Genomic DNA, 16,573 nt, shown 5'->3' with positions numbered 1-16,573 from the left:
CTAGTGGATCCGGCGCCCGTGTGCGTCGGGCACACCGGACTTCCGGAAGAAGTAGCTGTTGATCTGGTCGCGCCACTCGCGGGCACAGCGGAGCTGCTCCTCGAACCGTTCCGTGACCCGCGCGTGGCGTTCGGCGTCCACCAGACCTACCAGCGAGGCCCACACCCGCCGGGCGGCCTCCACCTCTTCCACGCCCTCGAAATGGGTGTCGTAGATGTGCTGGATCACCGTCCTGCCGCTGTGCAGCACATGCCCGTACGGCACATGGTGGAAGAACAGCAGCAGCTCGTCCGGGCAGGTCTCGGGCGACTCGTACACCTCGGCCCAGGGCTTGGCGTACTGCGCCGCGTACCCCGTGCCGGTCGCCGCGCTGCGGTCCACGCCGATCCCGTCCCGGTCGGCGAAGTGGTAGGTGCCCCAGGGGCTGTACTCGTATCCGTCCACACTCGGCCCGTAGTGGTGACCGGGCTGCACCATGAAACCGACCCCGAGCGGCGCGGTGTACTTCTCGTACGTGCGCCACGACCCCTCCATCACCGTGCGCACCCCCGCCGCGGGCTCCGTCCCGAAGGTGAGCCCGATCCACTCGTCGAGGATCTCCAGCGGGTCCGCGTCCGGCCGCCAGGCCAGTCGGCCGAAGGTGTAGAGGTTCGCCTGGGCCAGCGGATGCCCGGTCCAGAACCGGTCGTCGCCGACGTTGGAGACGGCGACCAGGGCATCCGCCAGCTCCGCCACCGGCGTACCGTCGGGCCGGAACCGCAGCACCTCGCTCCACATCGGCCCCAGCCAGCACACATGCCGTTGCTGCCCGGTGTACTCCTGCGTCGCCTGCAACTCCACCGCGAGCCGGGTGGCGGGCATCGCGCCGATCAGCGGTGAGACCGGCTCCCGCACCTGGAAGTCCATCGGCCCGTGCTTGACCTGGAGCACGGCGTTCGACGCGAACTCCCCGTCCAGCGGCACGAAATGGTCGTATGCCGCACGCGCCCGGTCCGTCGTCCGGTCCCGCCAGTCCTGCCGGTGGTCGTAGACGAACGCCCGCCAGTGCACGGTCCCGCCGTACGGCTCCAGCGCGCCGGCCAGCATGTTCGCCCCCTCGGCGTGCGAGCGGCCGTAGGCGAACGGCCCCGGCTGCCCCTCCGAGTCGGCCTTCACCACGTACCCGCCGAAGTCCGGTATCGCCTCGTACACCCGCGCGGTCGCCTCGGCCCACCACGCCCGCACGCCGCCTTCGAGCGGGTCGGCCGTCGCGAGCCCGCCGAGCACCACCGGCGCGGCGAAGCTCACGGACAGATGGGTCCGGATCCCGTACGCCCTCAACGCGCACGCGATCGCGGCGACTTCGCCGATCCGGTCGGTCAGCAGCCGCGCCTCGGCCCGGTGCACGTTGACGTTGTTCACGGCCACGGCATTGATGCCGCACGAGGCGAGCAGCCTGCCGTACGCCCTGACCCGCTCCAGGTTGCCGCGCGCCCGCCCGTCCTCCCAGAACAGCGAGCCGCCCGCGTACCCGCGCTCCACCTGGCCCATCACCGGGTGCACGGCCACGTTGTCCCAGTGGTCGAGCATGCGCAGGCCCAGGGCCGGGCGATGCGTCTCCCGGCGGGCCTCGCCCCGGAAGGCGTCCTCGCCGAGCCGTACGACGTGGAAGAGGCCGTACAGCAGGCCCGGCCGGCCGGACGCGGTGACCGTCGTCCGGCCGTCGTCCCGTGTGAACGTGAACGCCTCGGACCCGTCGTCGCCGGTCAGGTCCAGCAGCAGGTCGTACGGCCCGGGGGACGCGTCGCGCTCGACGTGTCCCCCGAACCGGGCGCAGGCCTCCGCCACTTCCTCGTGCACCGAGTCCACGACCGGACCCTCACCACCCCGGACGAGGGTCCGTCGGCTGCCGATCGCCCGGAAGGCGCCGGGTGTCAGCCAGGCAGGGTCGACACTTTCCGGAAGGTGCGGCACGAGACTCCCAACTCAGTGACTCAGGCCAGCAGTTCGACCTCGGACACGGTCGCCTCGCCGTCCAGCACGAGGCGGTACCTCTCGTACGTACCCGGCGACTTCACCGTGAACGCGCGTGTCTGTCTGTCCCAGGCGAAGGATTCCCCGGACCGCTCGTCCAGCGTCTCCCACGAGGTCCCGTCGGCCGACCCCTGGAGCACCCAGCCCTTGGGCGCCTTCGTGCGGTCCGAGGGCGAGGTGAGCGTGTACTGCACCGCCTCGACCTCCTCGGCGACCGGCAACTCGGCCCCCGTCACCGCCACTTCGCTCGCCGACGTGTTGTCGAAGAGCCCGCCCGCGCCCTTCAGCACATCCGCCCGGGGTGTCGGCACCTTGTCGTCCTTGGTGATCGACACCGGCGCCGCGTTCTTGCCCGTGCCCCAGGACGAGGGCCGCGGCCCCATGTCGAAGGTCAGCGTGCCGCCCTTCGAGATCAGCGAGTGCGGAAGCGAAGTCGACGTCCAGGTCTTCCCGTTGACCTTCAGACCCCGCACATACACATTGCGGGTGCTGTTCTTCGGCGCCTTGACGACGAGGTCCCGTCCGTTCTCCAGATGCACGGTCGCCTTGGTGAACAACGGTGACCCGACGGCGTACTCGCCGCTGCCCATCACCAGCGGATAGAAGCCCAGCGCGGAGAAGAGGAACCACGCCGACTGCTCGCCGTTGTCCTCGTCACCGTGGTATCCCTGCCCGATCGCACTGCCGGTGTAGAGCCGGGACAGCACCTCACGGACGTTGCGCTGGGTCTTCCAGGGCTGTCCGGCCGCGTCGTACATGTAGTTCACATGGTGGGCGACCTGGTTGGAGTGCCCGTACATGCCCATGCGGACGTCCCGGGCCTCCGTCATCTCGTGGATGACCCCGCCGTAGGAGCCGACGAAGTCCGGCGAGGCCGTCTCCGGCGTGGCGAAGTACTCGTCGAGCTTCTCGGCGAGCCCGCGGCGGCCGCCGTACAGGTTGGCCAGCCCGCGGCTGTCCTGCGGGGCGGTGAAGGCATACCCCCAGCCGTTGGTCTCCGTGTAGTCGTGGCCCCAGACGCGAGGGTCGTACTTCGACGACTCCACCCGCCAGTCACCGGCGAGATCCCGCCCCTGGAAGAAGCCGGCCCGCGCATCGAAGAGGTTGACGTACTCCCTGGCCCGGTTGAGGAAGTACTCCGACTCCTCCGCGTACCGCTTCTCACCCGTCTCGTCGTACAGCGCCTGTCCCATCCGCGCGATGCCGTAGTCGTTGAGATAGCCCTCCAGCGCCCAGGACAGGCCCTCGTGCGTCTCGGTGCCGGTGTAGCCGAGGAACGGGGAGGTCTCCATCCCCTTGCGGCCCACGCCCGACGTGGGCGGCACGACCGTCGCGTTCTTCAGCGCCGCCTCGTACGCCGACCTGGCGTCGAAGTCGACGCCCTTGACGTACGCGTCCGCGAAGGCGACGTCCGAGGACGTGCCGGTCATCAGGTCCGCGTAACCGGGGGAGGACCAGCGCGAGGTCCACCCGCCGTCCTTGTACTGCTGCACGAACCCGTCGACCATCTCACCGGCCTGAGAGGGCGTCAGGAGCGAGTACGCCGGCCAGGTCGTCCGATACGTGTCCCAGAAGCCGTTGTTGACGTACACCTTCCCGTCGACGATCTTCGCCCCGGTGTGCGTCGGGGTGTCGGGACCCGGCATCGGCGAGAACGGCGACGCGTACTTGTCCGTCGAACCGACCTTCTCGAAGCCGGAGTTGGGGTACAGGTACAGCCGGTACAGACTGGAGTACAGCGTGGTCAGCTGGTCCTCGGTGGCACCCTCGACCTCCACCTTGCCGAGCAGCCGGTCCCACTGCCGCTGGGCACGCGACTTCACCGTCTCGAAGGACGTGCCGTCCGGGATCTCCTGGCGCAGGTTGTCCCTGGCCTGGTCGACGCTGATGAGCGAGGTCGCCAGCCGCAGGGTGACGGTCCGGTCCTTGAACCGCAGATAGCCCTTGACCCCGCTGGAGTCGCCCTCGACCACCGGCTTGTCGAAGACCCCGTACACGAAGAGCCGCGTCGCCCCGGTCGACAGCCCGGACTTCACGTCCGAGTACCCGGTGACCACCCCGGCCGCCTTGTCGAGCGTCAGCCCCGCCTGGTCCGTCACGTTGTCGAAGAGGACGCTCGCCTGGTCGCCGGGGTAGGTGAAGCGCAGCGCCGCCGCGTGGTCGGTCGGTGCCATCTCCGCCTTCAGCCCGTTCTCGAACCGCACGCCGTAGTAGTACGGCCGCGCGGTCTCGTTCTCGTGCCTGAAGGCCAGCTCCCGCGCCTCACGGCCGGTCTCCGGGACGCCTGCGGCGACGGACGGCATCACCTGGAAGGTCTGCCGGTCGCCCATCCAGGGGCTCGGCTCATGGCTCGCGCTGAACGCCTGGATCGTCGGCAGGTTGTCGTCGTTGTTGGCCCGCGCATAGTCGTACAGCCAGCTCAGCGAGCCGGCGTTGGTGACCGGCGTCCAGAAGTTGAAGCCGTGGGGCACGGCGGTCGCGGGGAAGTTGTTGCCGCGGGAGAAGGCCCCGCTGGAGTTGGTGCCGCGGGTGGTCAGCGCGTGGTCCGAGAGGTGGGCCTTCGGCTTCTCGGGCGCCACCGGCCCGAGCCGTACGTCGTCCAGCCAGCCGCGGAACCTCGCCGGGCCGCCGGGGGAGTCGTAGGCCACCAGGATCCGGTCGACCGTCTTCCCGGCCGCGACCGAACCGATCCGCGAGGACACGTCGTTCCACTGGTTGACGTACAGCGCCTTCGCGGCGCCCTGCCCCTGCGGCGACAGCTCGAATCCGTGCTGGTCCCGGGCCCCGAGGCCGCTCAGATACGTGCCGTCCGTGAAGGCCAGGTCGACCGCCACGTTCGTCGCCGCGTAGTCCCGGTCGCCGTCCGCCATCGACGGGAAGACGCGGTACGCCAGCCGGGTGTCGGGACCGACGGCCACGTTCACGTCGTAGACCTTGTTGTACGAGTACGCCCGCCCGTCCGCGGTGTGCCGCCCGGCGTACCGCAGCGCCCGCTTCCCGGTGAAGCCGGCCCGCGCCTTCGCGGTGGGGGAGCCGTTCGGGCCGCGGTCGACCAGCGAGAGCATGTCGGGCGGGACGGGCCCGTTGCCGCCGCCCGTGGAGAACTGCACGTCGGCGAGCTGAAGGATGTCCGGGGCGCCGTTGTCGGCGGTGACGTCGAGGCGGAAGTGCTGGTACTCGGCCGGCTCCGCGAGGTCGTACGACTTCGTCTGGAAGCGTTCGGCGAAGGACTGGCCGGAGCGGGTGTCGAGGGTCTTCCAGTCCTTGCCGTCCGCCGAGCCCTGAAGCGTCCAGTCCCTGGGGTCGCGCTCGGCGTGGTCGTTGGCCGAGACCAGGGCGTACGTCAGGATCTTTCGCGGTTTGTCCAGGTCGAACTCCACCCAGCCGGTGGGCTGGAACGCCAGCCATTTGGTGCCCGGCTCGCCGTCGACGAGGTTCTCCTTCACCTCGCCGCCGGAGGTGTTCTCGGCGCTCGCGCGGACGTCCGTGACGCGGTCGGTCACATTGCCCGGGATGCCGCTGCTGTAGCCGCCGTCGACGCCCGAGGCGCGCTCCACCGTGTCGGTCCAGTCCGGCACCGGATCGTCCGCCTCGAAGGAGGACGCGAACTCCCGGTCGGCGCCGGGCGCCTCCGGCAGGGCGGTCGCGGCCCCCTGGGAACCCATGGCCAAAGCAAAGGCGGTGGTGAGAACGACCGCCGGGCCTCGTCTGTACCGAGCTCTGTGCCGCATGTGCCAGCACCCTCCTGCCATCGCGGACAACGTTGTCAACTTCGATGCGCAAGGATCAGTTGTGACCCAAGTGGTCAGCGATGTCAAGGGTGTTGGGTGTGGCATTCGGGCATAATGACGGGCATTTTTCCGTCAGGGAGCACACAGGCCGTACATATTTCCGGGAGGTCTCAACTCGGAAAAGACCCATGGTCAACCTTGCATTCGATCTTGCTCCGCTGGCGGGAAGTGGACTATACCTGTCGGCGATTCACCGCATTTCCTGCACGACCCAGCGTGACCCGAACGCGGTGCCCGGGAGGATCCGGTTCACCGCCTGAGTCCTGGAGAAGGCGAGGACTTGAGCATGGGATCCACTTCCGCCGAGAACAGCAACAAAGCCTCCGTCGGCCGCCGCGATCTGATCAAGCGGTCCGCCGCGCTCGGTCTGATCTCCGTACCCACCATGAGCGTCCTGTCCGCCTGCGCCAGCGGCGGCGGGGACGACACTTCCGACAACGACACCGGGGGCAAGACCTCCAAGTCGAACCCGTTCGGCGTGAAGGACGGCAGCAAGCTCGACGTCGTCATCTTCAAGGGCGGCTATGGCGACGACTACGCCAAGGCCTGGGAGGCGAGCTTCAAGAAGAAGTGGGGCGTGACCTCCGTCCACACCGGCACCCAGGAGATCACCGGCAAGCTCCAGCCCCGCTTCAACGCGGGCAACCCGCCGGACATCGTGGACGACTCCGGTGCCCAGCAGATCCCGATCGACGTGCTGTACAAGAACGGCCAGCTGCTCGACCTCGCCGTGGTCCTGGACGCCCCGTCGATCGACGACCCGTCCAAGAAGGTCCGCGACACGCTGATCCCCGGCACCCTCGACGCGGGCATGCAGGGCGGCAAGGTCGTCGCCCTGAACTACATCTACACGGTGTGGGGCCTGTGGTACTCCGGCAAGCTCTTCAAGGAGAAGGGCTGGACGGAGCCCAAGACCTGGGACGAGTTCCTCGCCATCTGCAAGGACGCCAAGTCCCAGGGCATCGGCGGCCTCGCCCATCAGGGCAAGTACCCGTACTACATCAACGTCGCCATCATGGACCTGATCGCCAAGACCGGCGGCCTGGAGGCCATGAAGGCGATCGACAACCTCGAGCCCAACGCGTTCGTGGGCTCCGACGCCGCGAAGGCCGCCGTCGAGGCGGTCTACGAGGTCGTCGAGAAGGGCTATTTGATGCCCGGCACGAACGGCCTGACCCACACCGAGTCCCAGACCCGCTGGAACCAGTACAAGGCCGTGTTCATCACCAGCGGCTCCTGGCTGGAGAACGAGCAGCTCAAGACGACCCCGTCCGACTTCGACATGAAGTTCCTGCCGATGCCGCTGCTGCCCGGCAGCAAGCTGCCCTTCGAGGCGATCCGGGCCGGTTCCGGCGAGCCCTTCATCATCCCGGCCAAGGCCAAGAACCTGCCCGCGGCCAAGGAGTTCGTGCGGATGATGCTGTCGAAGGAGTGGTCGACGACCTTCGCCAAGGAGGCGAACTCGCTGACCATCGTCAAGGACGGCGTCGACACCGGGGTCCAGCTGCGACCGGGCACCCAGTCGACGGTCGAGGCGTCCAAGGCGGCCGGTGACGACACCTTCCGTTTCCTGTACACCGAGTGGTACAGCGAGATGGGTACGGCGATCGAGAACGCGTCCAACGAGCTGATGGCCAAGCGCATCCAGCCGGCGGAGTGGCTCAAGCGGGCCCAGGCCGCCGTCGACAAGCAGGCCAAGGACCCGGAGTCGAAGAAGAACCACCGGGACTAGATCGCACAGTGCCCCGCGCCCCCGGCAAGGGGGCGCGGGCGTACCGCCGGGAGACCAGGGGCAGGAAACGCCAATGCGCAAAGGGCAGTACCGGTTCGTCGCGGGATTTCTTTTCGCTCCCGTGGCGCTCTATGTGACCTTCGTGATCTGGCCGTACATCCAGACGTTCGGATATTCGCTGACCGACTGGAAGGGGCAGTCCCAGACCTTCAAGTTCGTCGGCCTGGACAACTACAAGGCGCTGTTCCAGGACGACATCTTCATGGGGGCGATCTGGCACAACATCCTGTTCCTGATCTTCATCCCCCTGGTCACGATTCTGCTCGCGCTGTTCTTCGCCTTCATGCTCAACGTGGGCGGGCGCAGCCGGGCCGGCGGGGTCGCGGGGGTCGCCGGATCCAAGTACTACAAGATCATCTACTTCTTCCCGCAGGTGCTGTCGCTGGCGATCATGGCGGTGCTGTTCGGGGCCGTCTACCGCAGTGACGGCGGCGGCATGCTCAACGGGCTCCTCATCAAGCTGGGCCTGGTCGACGCCCAGAGTCCCATCGAGTGGCTCAACGAGCCCGACCTCGTGCTGTGGGCGCTGCTCGTGGTGGTCGTGTGGCACGGCGTCGGGTTCTACCTCGTGCTGTTCTCCGCCGCCATGCAGTCCATCCCGAAGGACATCTACGAGGCCGCGCTCATCGACGGCGCCGGACGCTCGCAGTCCTTCTTCCGCATCACGCTGCCCCTGCTCTGGGAGTCCGTGCAGACCGCCTGGGTCTATCTCGGCATCGCGGCGATGGACATGTTCATCCTGGTCTCCACGATGACCTCCGGCGACTACGGAGGCGGTCCCGACCACCACAGCGAGGTCATGGCGACCGTGATGATGCGCAACTTCCTGCTGTACGGCAAGAGCGGGTACGCCTGCGCCATGGGCGTGGTCATGCTCGTTCTCACCCTGATCGTGTCCGTGTTCACGTTGCGCGCCACCCGCCGCGACCGCGTCGAGTTCTGAGCGGGGAGAGAAGACACCTCATGAGCGCACCCCTCAAGGAGACCGCCGCCTCGGGCGGTTCGGTCCCCGCCCAGCCCTCGGTCGGCAAGACCCCGGCACGTCCCGGCGACCCGCGCGGTGAAGGCCTCGCACTGAACGTCTTCTCGCACGGCTTCCTCGCCCTGTGGGCGCTGCTGATCGTGCTGCCGCTGCTGTGGCTGGTGCTGAGCTCCTTCAGGACCGATGCCCAGATCGGCGGGTCGGCCTTCGGCTGGCCGCAGAACTGGTCGCTGGACGTCTTCTCCCGCGCCTGGGACAAGGGCATCGGCGACTACTTCGTCAACACCGTCATCGTGCTGGTCTTCTCGGTGCCGCTGACGATGCTGTTCGGCTCGATGGCGGCGTACGTGCTGGCCCGCTACGAGTTCTGGGGCAACCGATTCCTGTACTACTTCTTCGTGGCCGGCGCGATGTTCCCGGTGTTCCTCGCCCTCGTCCCGCTGTTCTTCATGGTCAAACGGCTGGACATGCTGAACACCTACCAGGGTCTGATCCTGGTCTACATCGCCTACTCGATGCCGTTCACGGTCTTCTTCATGCACGCCTTCTTCCGGACCCTGCCGACAGCGGTCTTCGAGGCGGCGATCCTGGACGGGGCCTCGCACACCCGGACGTTCTTCCAGGTGATGCTGCCGATGGCGAAGGCGGGTCTGCTCAGTGTCGGCATCTTCAACACCCTCGGCCAGTGGAACCAGTTCATCCTGCCGACGGTCCTCATGCAGCCGCAGAGCGGCGACGATCCGGAGCGCTATGTCCTCACCCAGGGGCTCATCCAGCTCCAGCAGCAACAGGGGTACGCCTCGGATCTTCCGGTGCTCTTCGCGGGGGTGACCATCGCCATGATCCCGATGCTGGTCGTGTACCTGTCCTTCCAGCGTCAGGTGCAGGCGGGCCTGACATCCGCGACCTTGAAGTGAAGCGCGCGTAGCGCTCCGGAACCGACCGTGCGCACGCCGTTCCCCGCCCTGGGAGCGGCGTACGCACGCGTGCCCGGAGCCGCGGATACTGTTCAACCTCTTGACGGAAGGCGACCCGAACGGCTCAGCTTAGAGTTCACTAGTTGGACATTCACGGGGCCTCATAGAAGCGGTCCCGCGCGCAGGAGGTCGTCGTGGAGACTCCGGGGTCGCAGTCGTCACTGCACCGAGCCAACCTGGAACGGGTGGTCCGGGCCGTCCGGCTGGCCGGGTCGCTCACCCAGGCGGAGATCGCCCGGACCACCGGGCTGTCCGCCGCGACCGTCTCCAATATCGTCCGTGAGCTCAAGGACGGCGGAACCGTCGAGGTCACGCCCACGTCGGCGGGCGGCCGGCGGGCCCGCAGCGTCTCGCTCAGCGGGGACGCCGGCATTGTGATCGGCGTCGATTTCGGCCATACGCACCTGCGGGTCGCGGTCGGCAACCTCGCCCACCAGGTGCTCGCCGAGGAGTCCGAGCCGCTGGACGTGGACGCCTCCTCGACGCAGGGCTTCGACCGGGCGGAAGAGCTGGTCAACCGCCTGATCGCGGCCACCGGCGTCGACCGCTCCAAGATCGCCGGGGTGGGTCTCGGTGTCCCCGGCCCGATCGACCTGGAGTCCGGTTCCCTCGGCTCCTCCGCGATCCTGCCGGGGTGGATCGGCACCAAGCCCGCCGAGGAGCTGGGAGGCCGTCTGGGCGTCCCCGTGCACGTCGACAACGACGCCAACCTGGGCGCCCTCGGCGAGATGGTCTGGGGGGCCGGCAGAGGCGCCAGGGACCTGGCGTACATCAAGGTCGCCAGTGGTGTGGGTGCCGGCCTGGTCATCAGCGGCAAGATCTACCGGGGCCCGGGTGGCACAGCGGGAGAAATCGGGCATATTACTCTTGATGAGTCCGGCCCGGTCTGCCGCTGTGGAAACCGCGGCTGCCTGGAGACCTTCGCGGCCGCGCGCTATGTGCTGCCGCTCCTTCAGTCCAGTCACGGCACCGACCTGACGATGGAAGGCGTCGTGCGGCTGGCCAGGGACGGAGACCCGGGCTGCCGTCGGGTGATCGCCGACGTCGGCCGACACATCGGCAGTGGAGTAGCCAATCTCTGCAATCTCCTGAACCCGAGCAGGGTGGTCCTGGGCGGTGATCTCGCCGAGGCCGGTGAGCTGGTGCTCGGCCCCATCAGGGAGTCCGTGAGCCGGTACGCCATCCCTAGCGCAGCACGTCAACTCTCCGTTCTCCCGGGGGCACTTGGGGGCCGTGCGGAGGTGCTCGGAGCGCTCGCTCTCGCACTCAGCGAGATGGGCGATTCGACCCTTTTGGACGGCACGCTGCATGCAGCAGCCCCTGCCTTCACTTAGAGAACGAAACCCGCCGTTGCCAACCCGTTAAGTATTTACTTCTTGACGTCGCACGTACGGCCGAGTTGACTTCCAGCCACCTCGGCCGCAACGACGCGGCCTCGTCAGGGAGGTTTCAAAAGTGAACACGCTTATGCGTCGTGCGGCCGTACCCGTTCTGGTCTCGGCTCTTGCTCTCTCCGCCGCCGCTTGCGGCAAGGCCGGAGACGACGACAACGACAGCGGCGGCAGCGGCTCCGACAAAAAGTCGATCGGCCTGCTCCTGCCCGACAGTGTCACCACGCGTTACGAGCAGTTCGACCGGCCGTTCTTCGAGGCCAAGGTCAAGGAGCTGTGCGACGACTGCACGGTCTCCTACAACAACGCCGGCGCCGACGCCGCGAAGCAGGCCCAGCAGGTCAGCACCATGGTGACCAAGGGCGTGAAGGTCATCGTGGTCTCCGCCCAGGACTCGGCCGCCATCAAGTCCTCGATCGACGCCGCGGTCAAGAAGGGCGTCAAGGTCATCGCGTACGACCGTCTGGCCCAGGGCCCGGTCTCCGCGTACGTCTCCTTCGACAACGAGAAGGTCGGCCAGCTCCAGGGCCAGGCCCTCCTCGACTCCCTCGGCGACAAGGCGACCCCGAAGGCCAACGTCGTCATGATCAACGGTGACGACGCCGACCCGAACGCCGCGCTGTTCAAGAAGGGCGCCCACAGCGTCCTCGACGGCAAGGTCAAGATCGCCTACGAGCAGTCCGGCCTGTGGAAGGACTCGGTCGCCGCGCAGAAGATGAAGGCGGCGATCACCCAGCTCGGCAAGAAGAACATCGCCGGCGTCTACGCCGCCAACGACGGCATGGCCGGTGGCATCGCCACCACCCTCAAGGGCGCCGGCATCTCCGGTATCCCGCTGACGGGCCAGGACGCCGAGCTCGCCGGTATCCAGCGCATCGTCGCCGGTACGCAGTCCAGCACGGTCTACAAGGCCTTCAAGCCGGAGGCCGACGCGGCCGCCCAGCTCGCGGTCAACCTGCTCGAGGGCAAGAGCATCGACTCCCTCGCCACGCAGACCATGACCAACGGCTCCGGCGACAAGGTTCCGTCGCAGCTGCTGACCCCGGTCTCCGTCACCGTCGACAACATCAAGGACACGGTGATCAAGGACAAGCTGTACACCGTGCAGCAGATCTGCACCGCCGAGTACGCCGCCAAGTGCAAGACGGCCGGTCTGCAGTAACCACCGCCCCGAGGGCGTGCCTCTGCTCCGGCACGCCCTCCCGGCAGGTACAAGCCCCTCCGGCGCCCGCCCCGCCTTCACACCCCGCTGTGGGACGGGCGCCGGACGGAAACACGGTGAGCGCGCCCGTTGCCAAGAGGCACGGGCCGCGCGCAAGTTCATCAGTAAGTCGGTGCCCCCTTCGGCACCCCCCTCCGCGCTCTCATCCCAAGCGCGGCATCCCCGCCGGTCAGGCGGCGAAGGAGATGGTTCACGTGTCCGCTACGCCCGTGCTGGCGTTGCGCGGAGTTTCCAAGCGATTCGGTGCTGTGCAGGCACTCACCGATGTCGAGCTGGAGGTCCACGCCGGAGAAGTAGTCGCGCTGGTCGGCGACAACGGCGCAGGAAAGTCCACGCTGGTCAAGACGATCGCCGGAGTCCACCCCATCGATGAGGGCGTCATCGAGTGGGACGGCCAGCCGGTCAGCATCAACAAGCCGCACGACGCCCAGGGACTCGGCGTCGCGACGGTCTACCAGGACCTCGCGCTGTGCGACAACCTCGACGTGGTCGGCAACCTCTACCTCGGACGCGAACTGCTGCACCGCGGCGTCATCGACGAGGTCACCATGGAGCAGAAGGCCCGCGAGCTGCTGTCCACGCTCTCCATCCGCATCCCGAGCGTGCGCATCCCGATCGCGAGCCTGTCCGGCGGCCAGCGCCAGGTCGTCGCCATCGCGCGTGCCCTCATCGGTGACCCCAAGGTCGTCATCCTCGACGAGCCCACCGCCGCCCTCGGTGTCGAGCAGACCGCCCAGGTCCTCGACCTCGTCGAGCGGCTGCGCGAGCGCAACCTCGGCGTCATCCTCATCAGCCACAACATGGCCGACGTGAAGGCTGTCGCCGACACCGTCGCCGTGCTGCGCCTGGGTAAGAACAACGGCTCCTTCTCCGTGAAGGACACCACCCACGAAGAGATCATCGCCGCCATCACGGGTGCCACGGAGAACGCCGTGACCCGTCGTGCGGGGCGTCGCAGCACGGAGGCGGCAAAGTGAGCGACACGTCGAAGACCGAGAAGGTCTCCACCGAGAAGGCCGGCGTGGTCGAGGACCAGACCACCGTGGCCCCCGCCGACGACCCCACGGCCGCGCCGGTCGCCGTCGTCGACCCGCGTCTGCTGGTCCGTGAAGAGGGCCTCAAGGGCTACTGGACCGAGTTCAAGCGCAAGGTGAAGGGCGGCGAGCTCGGCCAGCTGCCGGTCGTCGTCGGCCTCATCGTCATCTGGACGATCTTCCAGCTCAAGAACGACCTGTTCCTGAGCGCGGACAACCTGTCCAGCATCAGCTACTTCCTGTCGGCCACCGGCATGCTCGCCATCGGCCTGGTGTTCGTGCTGCTGCTCGGTGAGATCGACCTGTCGGTCGGCTCGGTGAGCGGTCTCGCCTCCACGATCTTCGCGGTGTTCGTGGTCACCCACGGCATGAACGAGTGGCTGGCGCTCTTCCTGGCCATCCTGACCGGCATCGGCATCGGTGTCCTGCACGGCTGGTTCTTCGCCAAGGTCGGTGTGCCGGCGTTCGTCGTGACCCTGGCCGGCTTCCTCGGCTGGAACGGTCTGATGCTGTGGCTGCTGGGCGACAGCGGCACCATCAACATCCCGGACGACAGCGGCCCGGTCCACATCCTCGGGCAGGGCTCCTTCTTCATGGACCAGGCCATCATCGGCGCCTACCTGCTGGCGGGTCTCGGTGTGGCGTCCATGCTCGTGGGCTCGCTGATGGAGCAGCGCCGCCGCAAGTCCGCCGGGGTGCCGTTCCGCCCGACCAGCGAGATCCTGCTGCGCGTCGGTCTGCTCGCCGTGGCGTCCTTCGCCGCCGCGGCCGTGCTGAACAACGCCGCGGGTGTCTCCAACTCCCTGGTGATCTTCCTCGCCGCGCTGGTGATCGTGGACTTCGTGCTGCGTCGCACCACGTTCGGCCGCAAGGTCTTCGCGGTCGGCGGCGGTATCGAGGCGGCGCGTCGTGCCGGTATCAACGTGGCGGCGATCCGGATCTCGGTCTTCGCCATCGCGGGCGGCTTCGCCGCCATCGGCGGTATGTTCTTCGCCGGCCAGACGGCGTCCGCGACGCTGAACGCGGGCGGCGGCAACACGCTGATGCTGGCCATCGCGGCCGCGGTCATCGGTGGTACGTCACTGTTCGGCGGCCGTGGCACGGTGTGGTCGGCGCTGCTGGGCATGCTGGTCATCCAGTCGATCCAGACCGGTCTCGACCTGCTGAACATGAACACGTCGATCCAGTACATGATCACCGGCGGCGTTCTCCTCGGCGCCGTGGTCATCGACTCGGTCTCCCGCAAGAGCCAGAAGGCGGCGGGACGCGGCTAGCAAGCCCGAAAACGGCCCGGCGCTGACAGCGCCGGGCCATTTTCATGTCGTACCAACGACGGATCTTGGGTACAGCCGATCGCGTGACGTATGACGCACCTCCCGAGCGCCGTCCGCAAAGGCGGAACATTAGACTCGACAAGCCCGGCAACAGCTCTACTGCAAGGAGGCACGGGTGCCGCTGCTGACCCGCATCAGGGGACCGCGCGATCTGGACCGGCTCAGCCTGGAGCAGCTGGACCAGCTGGCAGAGGAGATCCGGACCTTCCTCGTCGACGCCGTCTCCAAGACCGGCGGCCACCTCGGCCCGAACCTCGGCGTGGTCGAGCTCACCATCGCCCTGCACCGTGTCTTCGACTCGCCGAAGGACAAGGTGCTCTGGGACACCGGACACCAGTCCTACGTCCACAAACTGCTCACCGGCCGCCAGGACTTCTCGAAGCTGAAGATGAAGGGCGGCCTGTCCGGCTACCCCTCGCAGGCCGAGTCCGAGCACGACGTCATCGAGAACAGCCACGCCTCGACCGTCCTCGGCTGGGCCGACGGACTCGCGAAGGCCAACCAGATCCAGAAACGCGGCGACCACGTGGTCGCCGTGATCGGAGACGGCGCCCTCACCGGCGGCATGGCCTGGGAGGCGCTGAACAACATCGCCGACGCCAGGGACCGGCCCCTGGTCATCGTCGTCAACGACAACGAGCGGTCCTACGCGCCGACCATCGGCGGCCTCGCCAACCACCTGGCGACCCTGCGCACCACCGACGGCTACGAGCGCTTCCTGGCCCGCGGCAAGGACCTCCTGGAGCGCACCCCCGTCGTCGGCAGGCCGCTCTACGAGACCCTCCACGGGGCCAAGAAGGGCCTCAAGGACTTCATCGCCCCCCAGGGCATGTTCGAGGACCTCGGCCTCAAGTACGTCGGCCCCATCGACGGCCACGACATCGAGGCCCTGGAGTCCGCGCTGGCCCGCGCCAAGCGCTTCGGCGGCCCGGTCATCGTCCACTGTCTCACCGAGAAGGGCCGCGGCTACCAGCCCGCCCTCCAGGACGAGGCCGACCGCTTCCACGCCGTCGGCAAGATCCACCCCGACACGGGCCTGCCGATCGCCTCCTCCGGCGCCGACTGGACCTCCGTCTTCGGCGAGGAGATGGTCAGGCTCGGCGAGGAGCGGGACGACATCGTCGCCATCACCGCCGCCATGCTCCAGCCGGTCGGCCTCGACAAGTTCGCCAGGAAGTTCCCCGAGCGGGTCTACGACGTCGGTATCGCCGAGCAGCACGCCGCCGTCTCCGCGGCGGGCCTGGCGACCGGGGGAGTGCACCCCGTCTTCGCCGTCTACGCGACCTTCCTCAACCGCGCCTTCGACCAGGTCCTGATGGACGTCGCCCTGCACAAGTGCGGTGTGACGTTCGTCCTCGACCGGGCCGGCGTCACCGGCACCGACGGCGCCTCCCACAACGGCATGTGGGACATGTCGATCCTCCAGGTCGTCCCGGGACTGCGGCTCGCCGCGCCCCGCGACGCCGACCAGGTGCGGGCGCAGCTGCGCGAGGCCGTGAAGGTCGACGACGCGCCGACCGTCGTACGGTTCTCGAAGGGCGCCGTCGGCCCCGCCGTGCCCGCCGTGGGCCGGGTGGGCGGCATGGACGTGCTCCGCGAGCCGGGGACGGACACGCCCGACGTGCTCCTCGTCTCCGTGGGCGCCCTGGCGCCGATGTGCCTGGAGATCGCGGGCCTCCTCGACAAGCAGGGCATCACCACCACCGTCGTCGACCCGCGCTGGGTCAAGCCCGTCGACGAGGCCATGGCCCCGCTCGCCGAGCGTCACCGGGTCGTCGTCACCGTCGAGGACAACTCCCGTGTCGGCGGCGTCGGTTCGGCCGTCGCCCAGGCCCTGCGCGACGCCGGGGTCGATGTCCCGCTGCGCGACTTCGGCATCCCGCCGCGCTTCCTCGACCACGCCTCGCGCGCCGAGGTCATGGCGGAGATCGGTCTGACCGCCCCGGACATCGCCCGTCAGGTCACCGGTCTGGTCTCCAGGCTGGACGGCAAGTACGGCAGCGCGGCGGCCGAACCGGAGCCCGCGCGCGACTGACC

10 protein-coding genes are annotated in these 16,573 nt (G+C 68.2%); 8 read left to right on the top strand and 2 right to left on the bottom strand.

Annotation, left to right across the window (positions count from 1 at the left end):
• Positions 1-1,953 carry an alpha-glucuronidase gene (locus tag QF037_RS12900; RefSeq protein WP_307024747.1) on the bottom strand — a complete coding sequence of 651 codons (1,953 nt, stop codon included), beginning with the start codon at positions 1,951-1,953 and terminating at the stop codon, positions 1-3.
• A gap of 20 nt (positions 1,954-1,973) precedes the next feature.
• On the bottom strand, positions 1,974-5,744 hold the full coding sequence (locus QF037_RS12895; RefSeq protein ID WP_307024745.1) for a GH92 family glycosyl hydrolase: 3,771 nt from the start codon (positions 5,742-5,744) through the stop codon (positions 1,974-1,976).
• 346 nt (positions 5,745-6,090) lie between these two features.
• Here QF037_RS12895 and ngcE point away from each other — a divergent pair, with 346 nt between their 5' ends.
• The 8 genes from ngcE to dxs all read left to right on the top strand — a co-directional run bounded on the left by ngcE (position 6,091) and on the right by dxs (position 16,571).
• Positions 6,091-7,536 (top strand): N-acetylglucosamine/diacetylchitobiose ABC transporter substrate-binding protein, encoded by a 1,446-nt coding sequence (gene ngcE, locus QF037_RS12890; RefSeq protein ID WP_307024743.1) that lies wholly within the window; start codon positions 6,091-6,093, stop codon positions 7,534-7,536.
• 73 nt (positions 7,537-7,609) lie between these two features.
• Positions 7,610-8,539 (top strand): carbohydrate ABC transporter permease, encoded by a 930-nt coding sequence (locus QF037_RS12885; RefSeq protein ID WP_307024741.1) that lies wholly within the window; start codon positions 7,610-7,612, stop codon positions 8,537-8,539.
• Between the two features lie 20 nt (positions 8,540-8,559).
• The gene (locus QF037_RS12880; RefSeq protein WP_307024739.1) at positions 8,560-9,495 is read left to right on the top strand and encodes a carbohydrate ABC transporter permease; all 936 of its coding nucleotides are present in this window, start codon (positions 8,560-8,562) and stop codon (positions 9,493-9,495) included.
• 194 nt (positions 9,496-9,689) lie between these two features.
• On the top strand, positions 9,690-10,889 hold the full coding sequence (locus QF037_RS12875; RefSeq protein ID WP_307024737.1) for an ROK family transcriptional regulator: 1,200 nt from the start codon (positions 9,690-9,692) through the stop codon (positions 10,887-10,889).
• Positions 10,890-11,022: 133 nt separating this feature from the next.
• The gene (locus tag QF037_RS12870) at positions 11,023-12,108 is read left to right on the top strand and encodes a sugar ABC transporter substrate-binding protein (protein WP_307037138.1); all 1,086 of its coding nucleotides are present in this window, start codon (positions 11,023-11,025) and stop codon (positions 12,106-12,108) included.
• 245 nt (positions 12,109-12,353) lie between these two features.
• Positions 12,354-13,145, top strand: a complete 792-nt coding sequence (locus QF037_RS12865; protein WP_307024735.1) for an ATP-binding cassette domain-containing protein — start codon at positions 12,354-12,356, stop codon at positions 13,143-13,145.
• On the top strand, positions 13,142-14,476 hold the full coding sequence (locus QF037_RS12860) for a sugar ABC transporter permease (RefSeq protein ID WP_307024733.1): 1,335 nt from the start codon (positions 13,142-13,144) through the stop codon (positions 14,474-14,476). The genes QF037_RS12865 and QF037_RS12860 overlap by 4 nt, the downstream gene beginning before the upstream one ends.
• A gap of 175 nt (positions 14,477-14,651) precedes the next feature.
• Entirely contained in the window at positions 14,652-16,571 is a 1,920-nt protein-coding gene (gene dxs / locus QF037_RS12855; RefSeq protein ID WP_307024731.1) for a 1-deoxy-D-xylulose-5-phosphate synthase, read from the top strand.
• The last annotated feature ends 2 nt before the right edge of the window (positions 16,572-16,573 follow it).

It is taken from the genome of Streptomyces canus, assembly GCF_030815415.1.
Lineage (GTDB): Bacteria > Actinomycetota > Actinomycetes > Streptomycetales > Streptomycetaceae > Streptomyces > Streptomyces canus_F.
The sequence above is the reverse complement of the archived record's forward strand: the minus strand, read 5'-3'. Positions and strand labels throughout refer to the sequence as shown.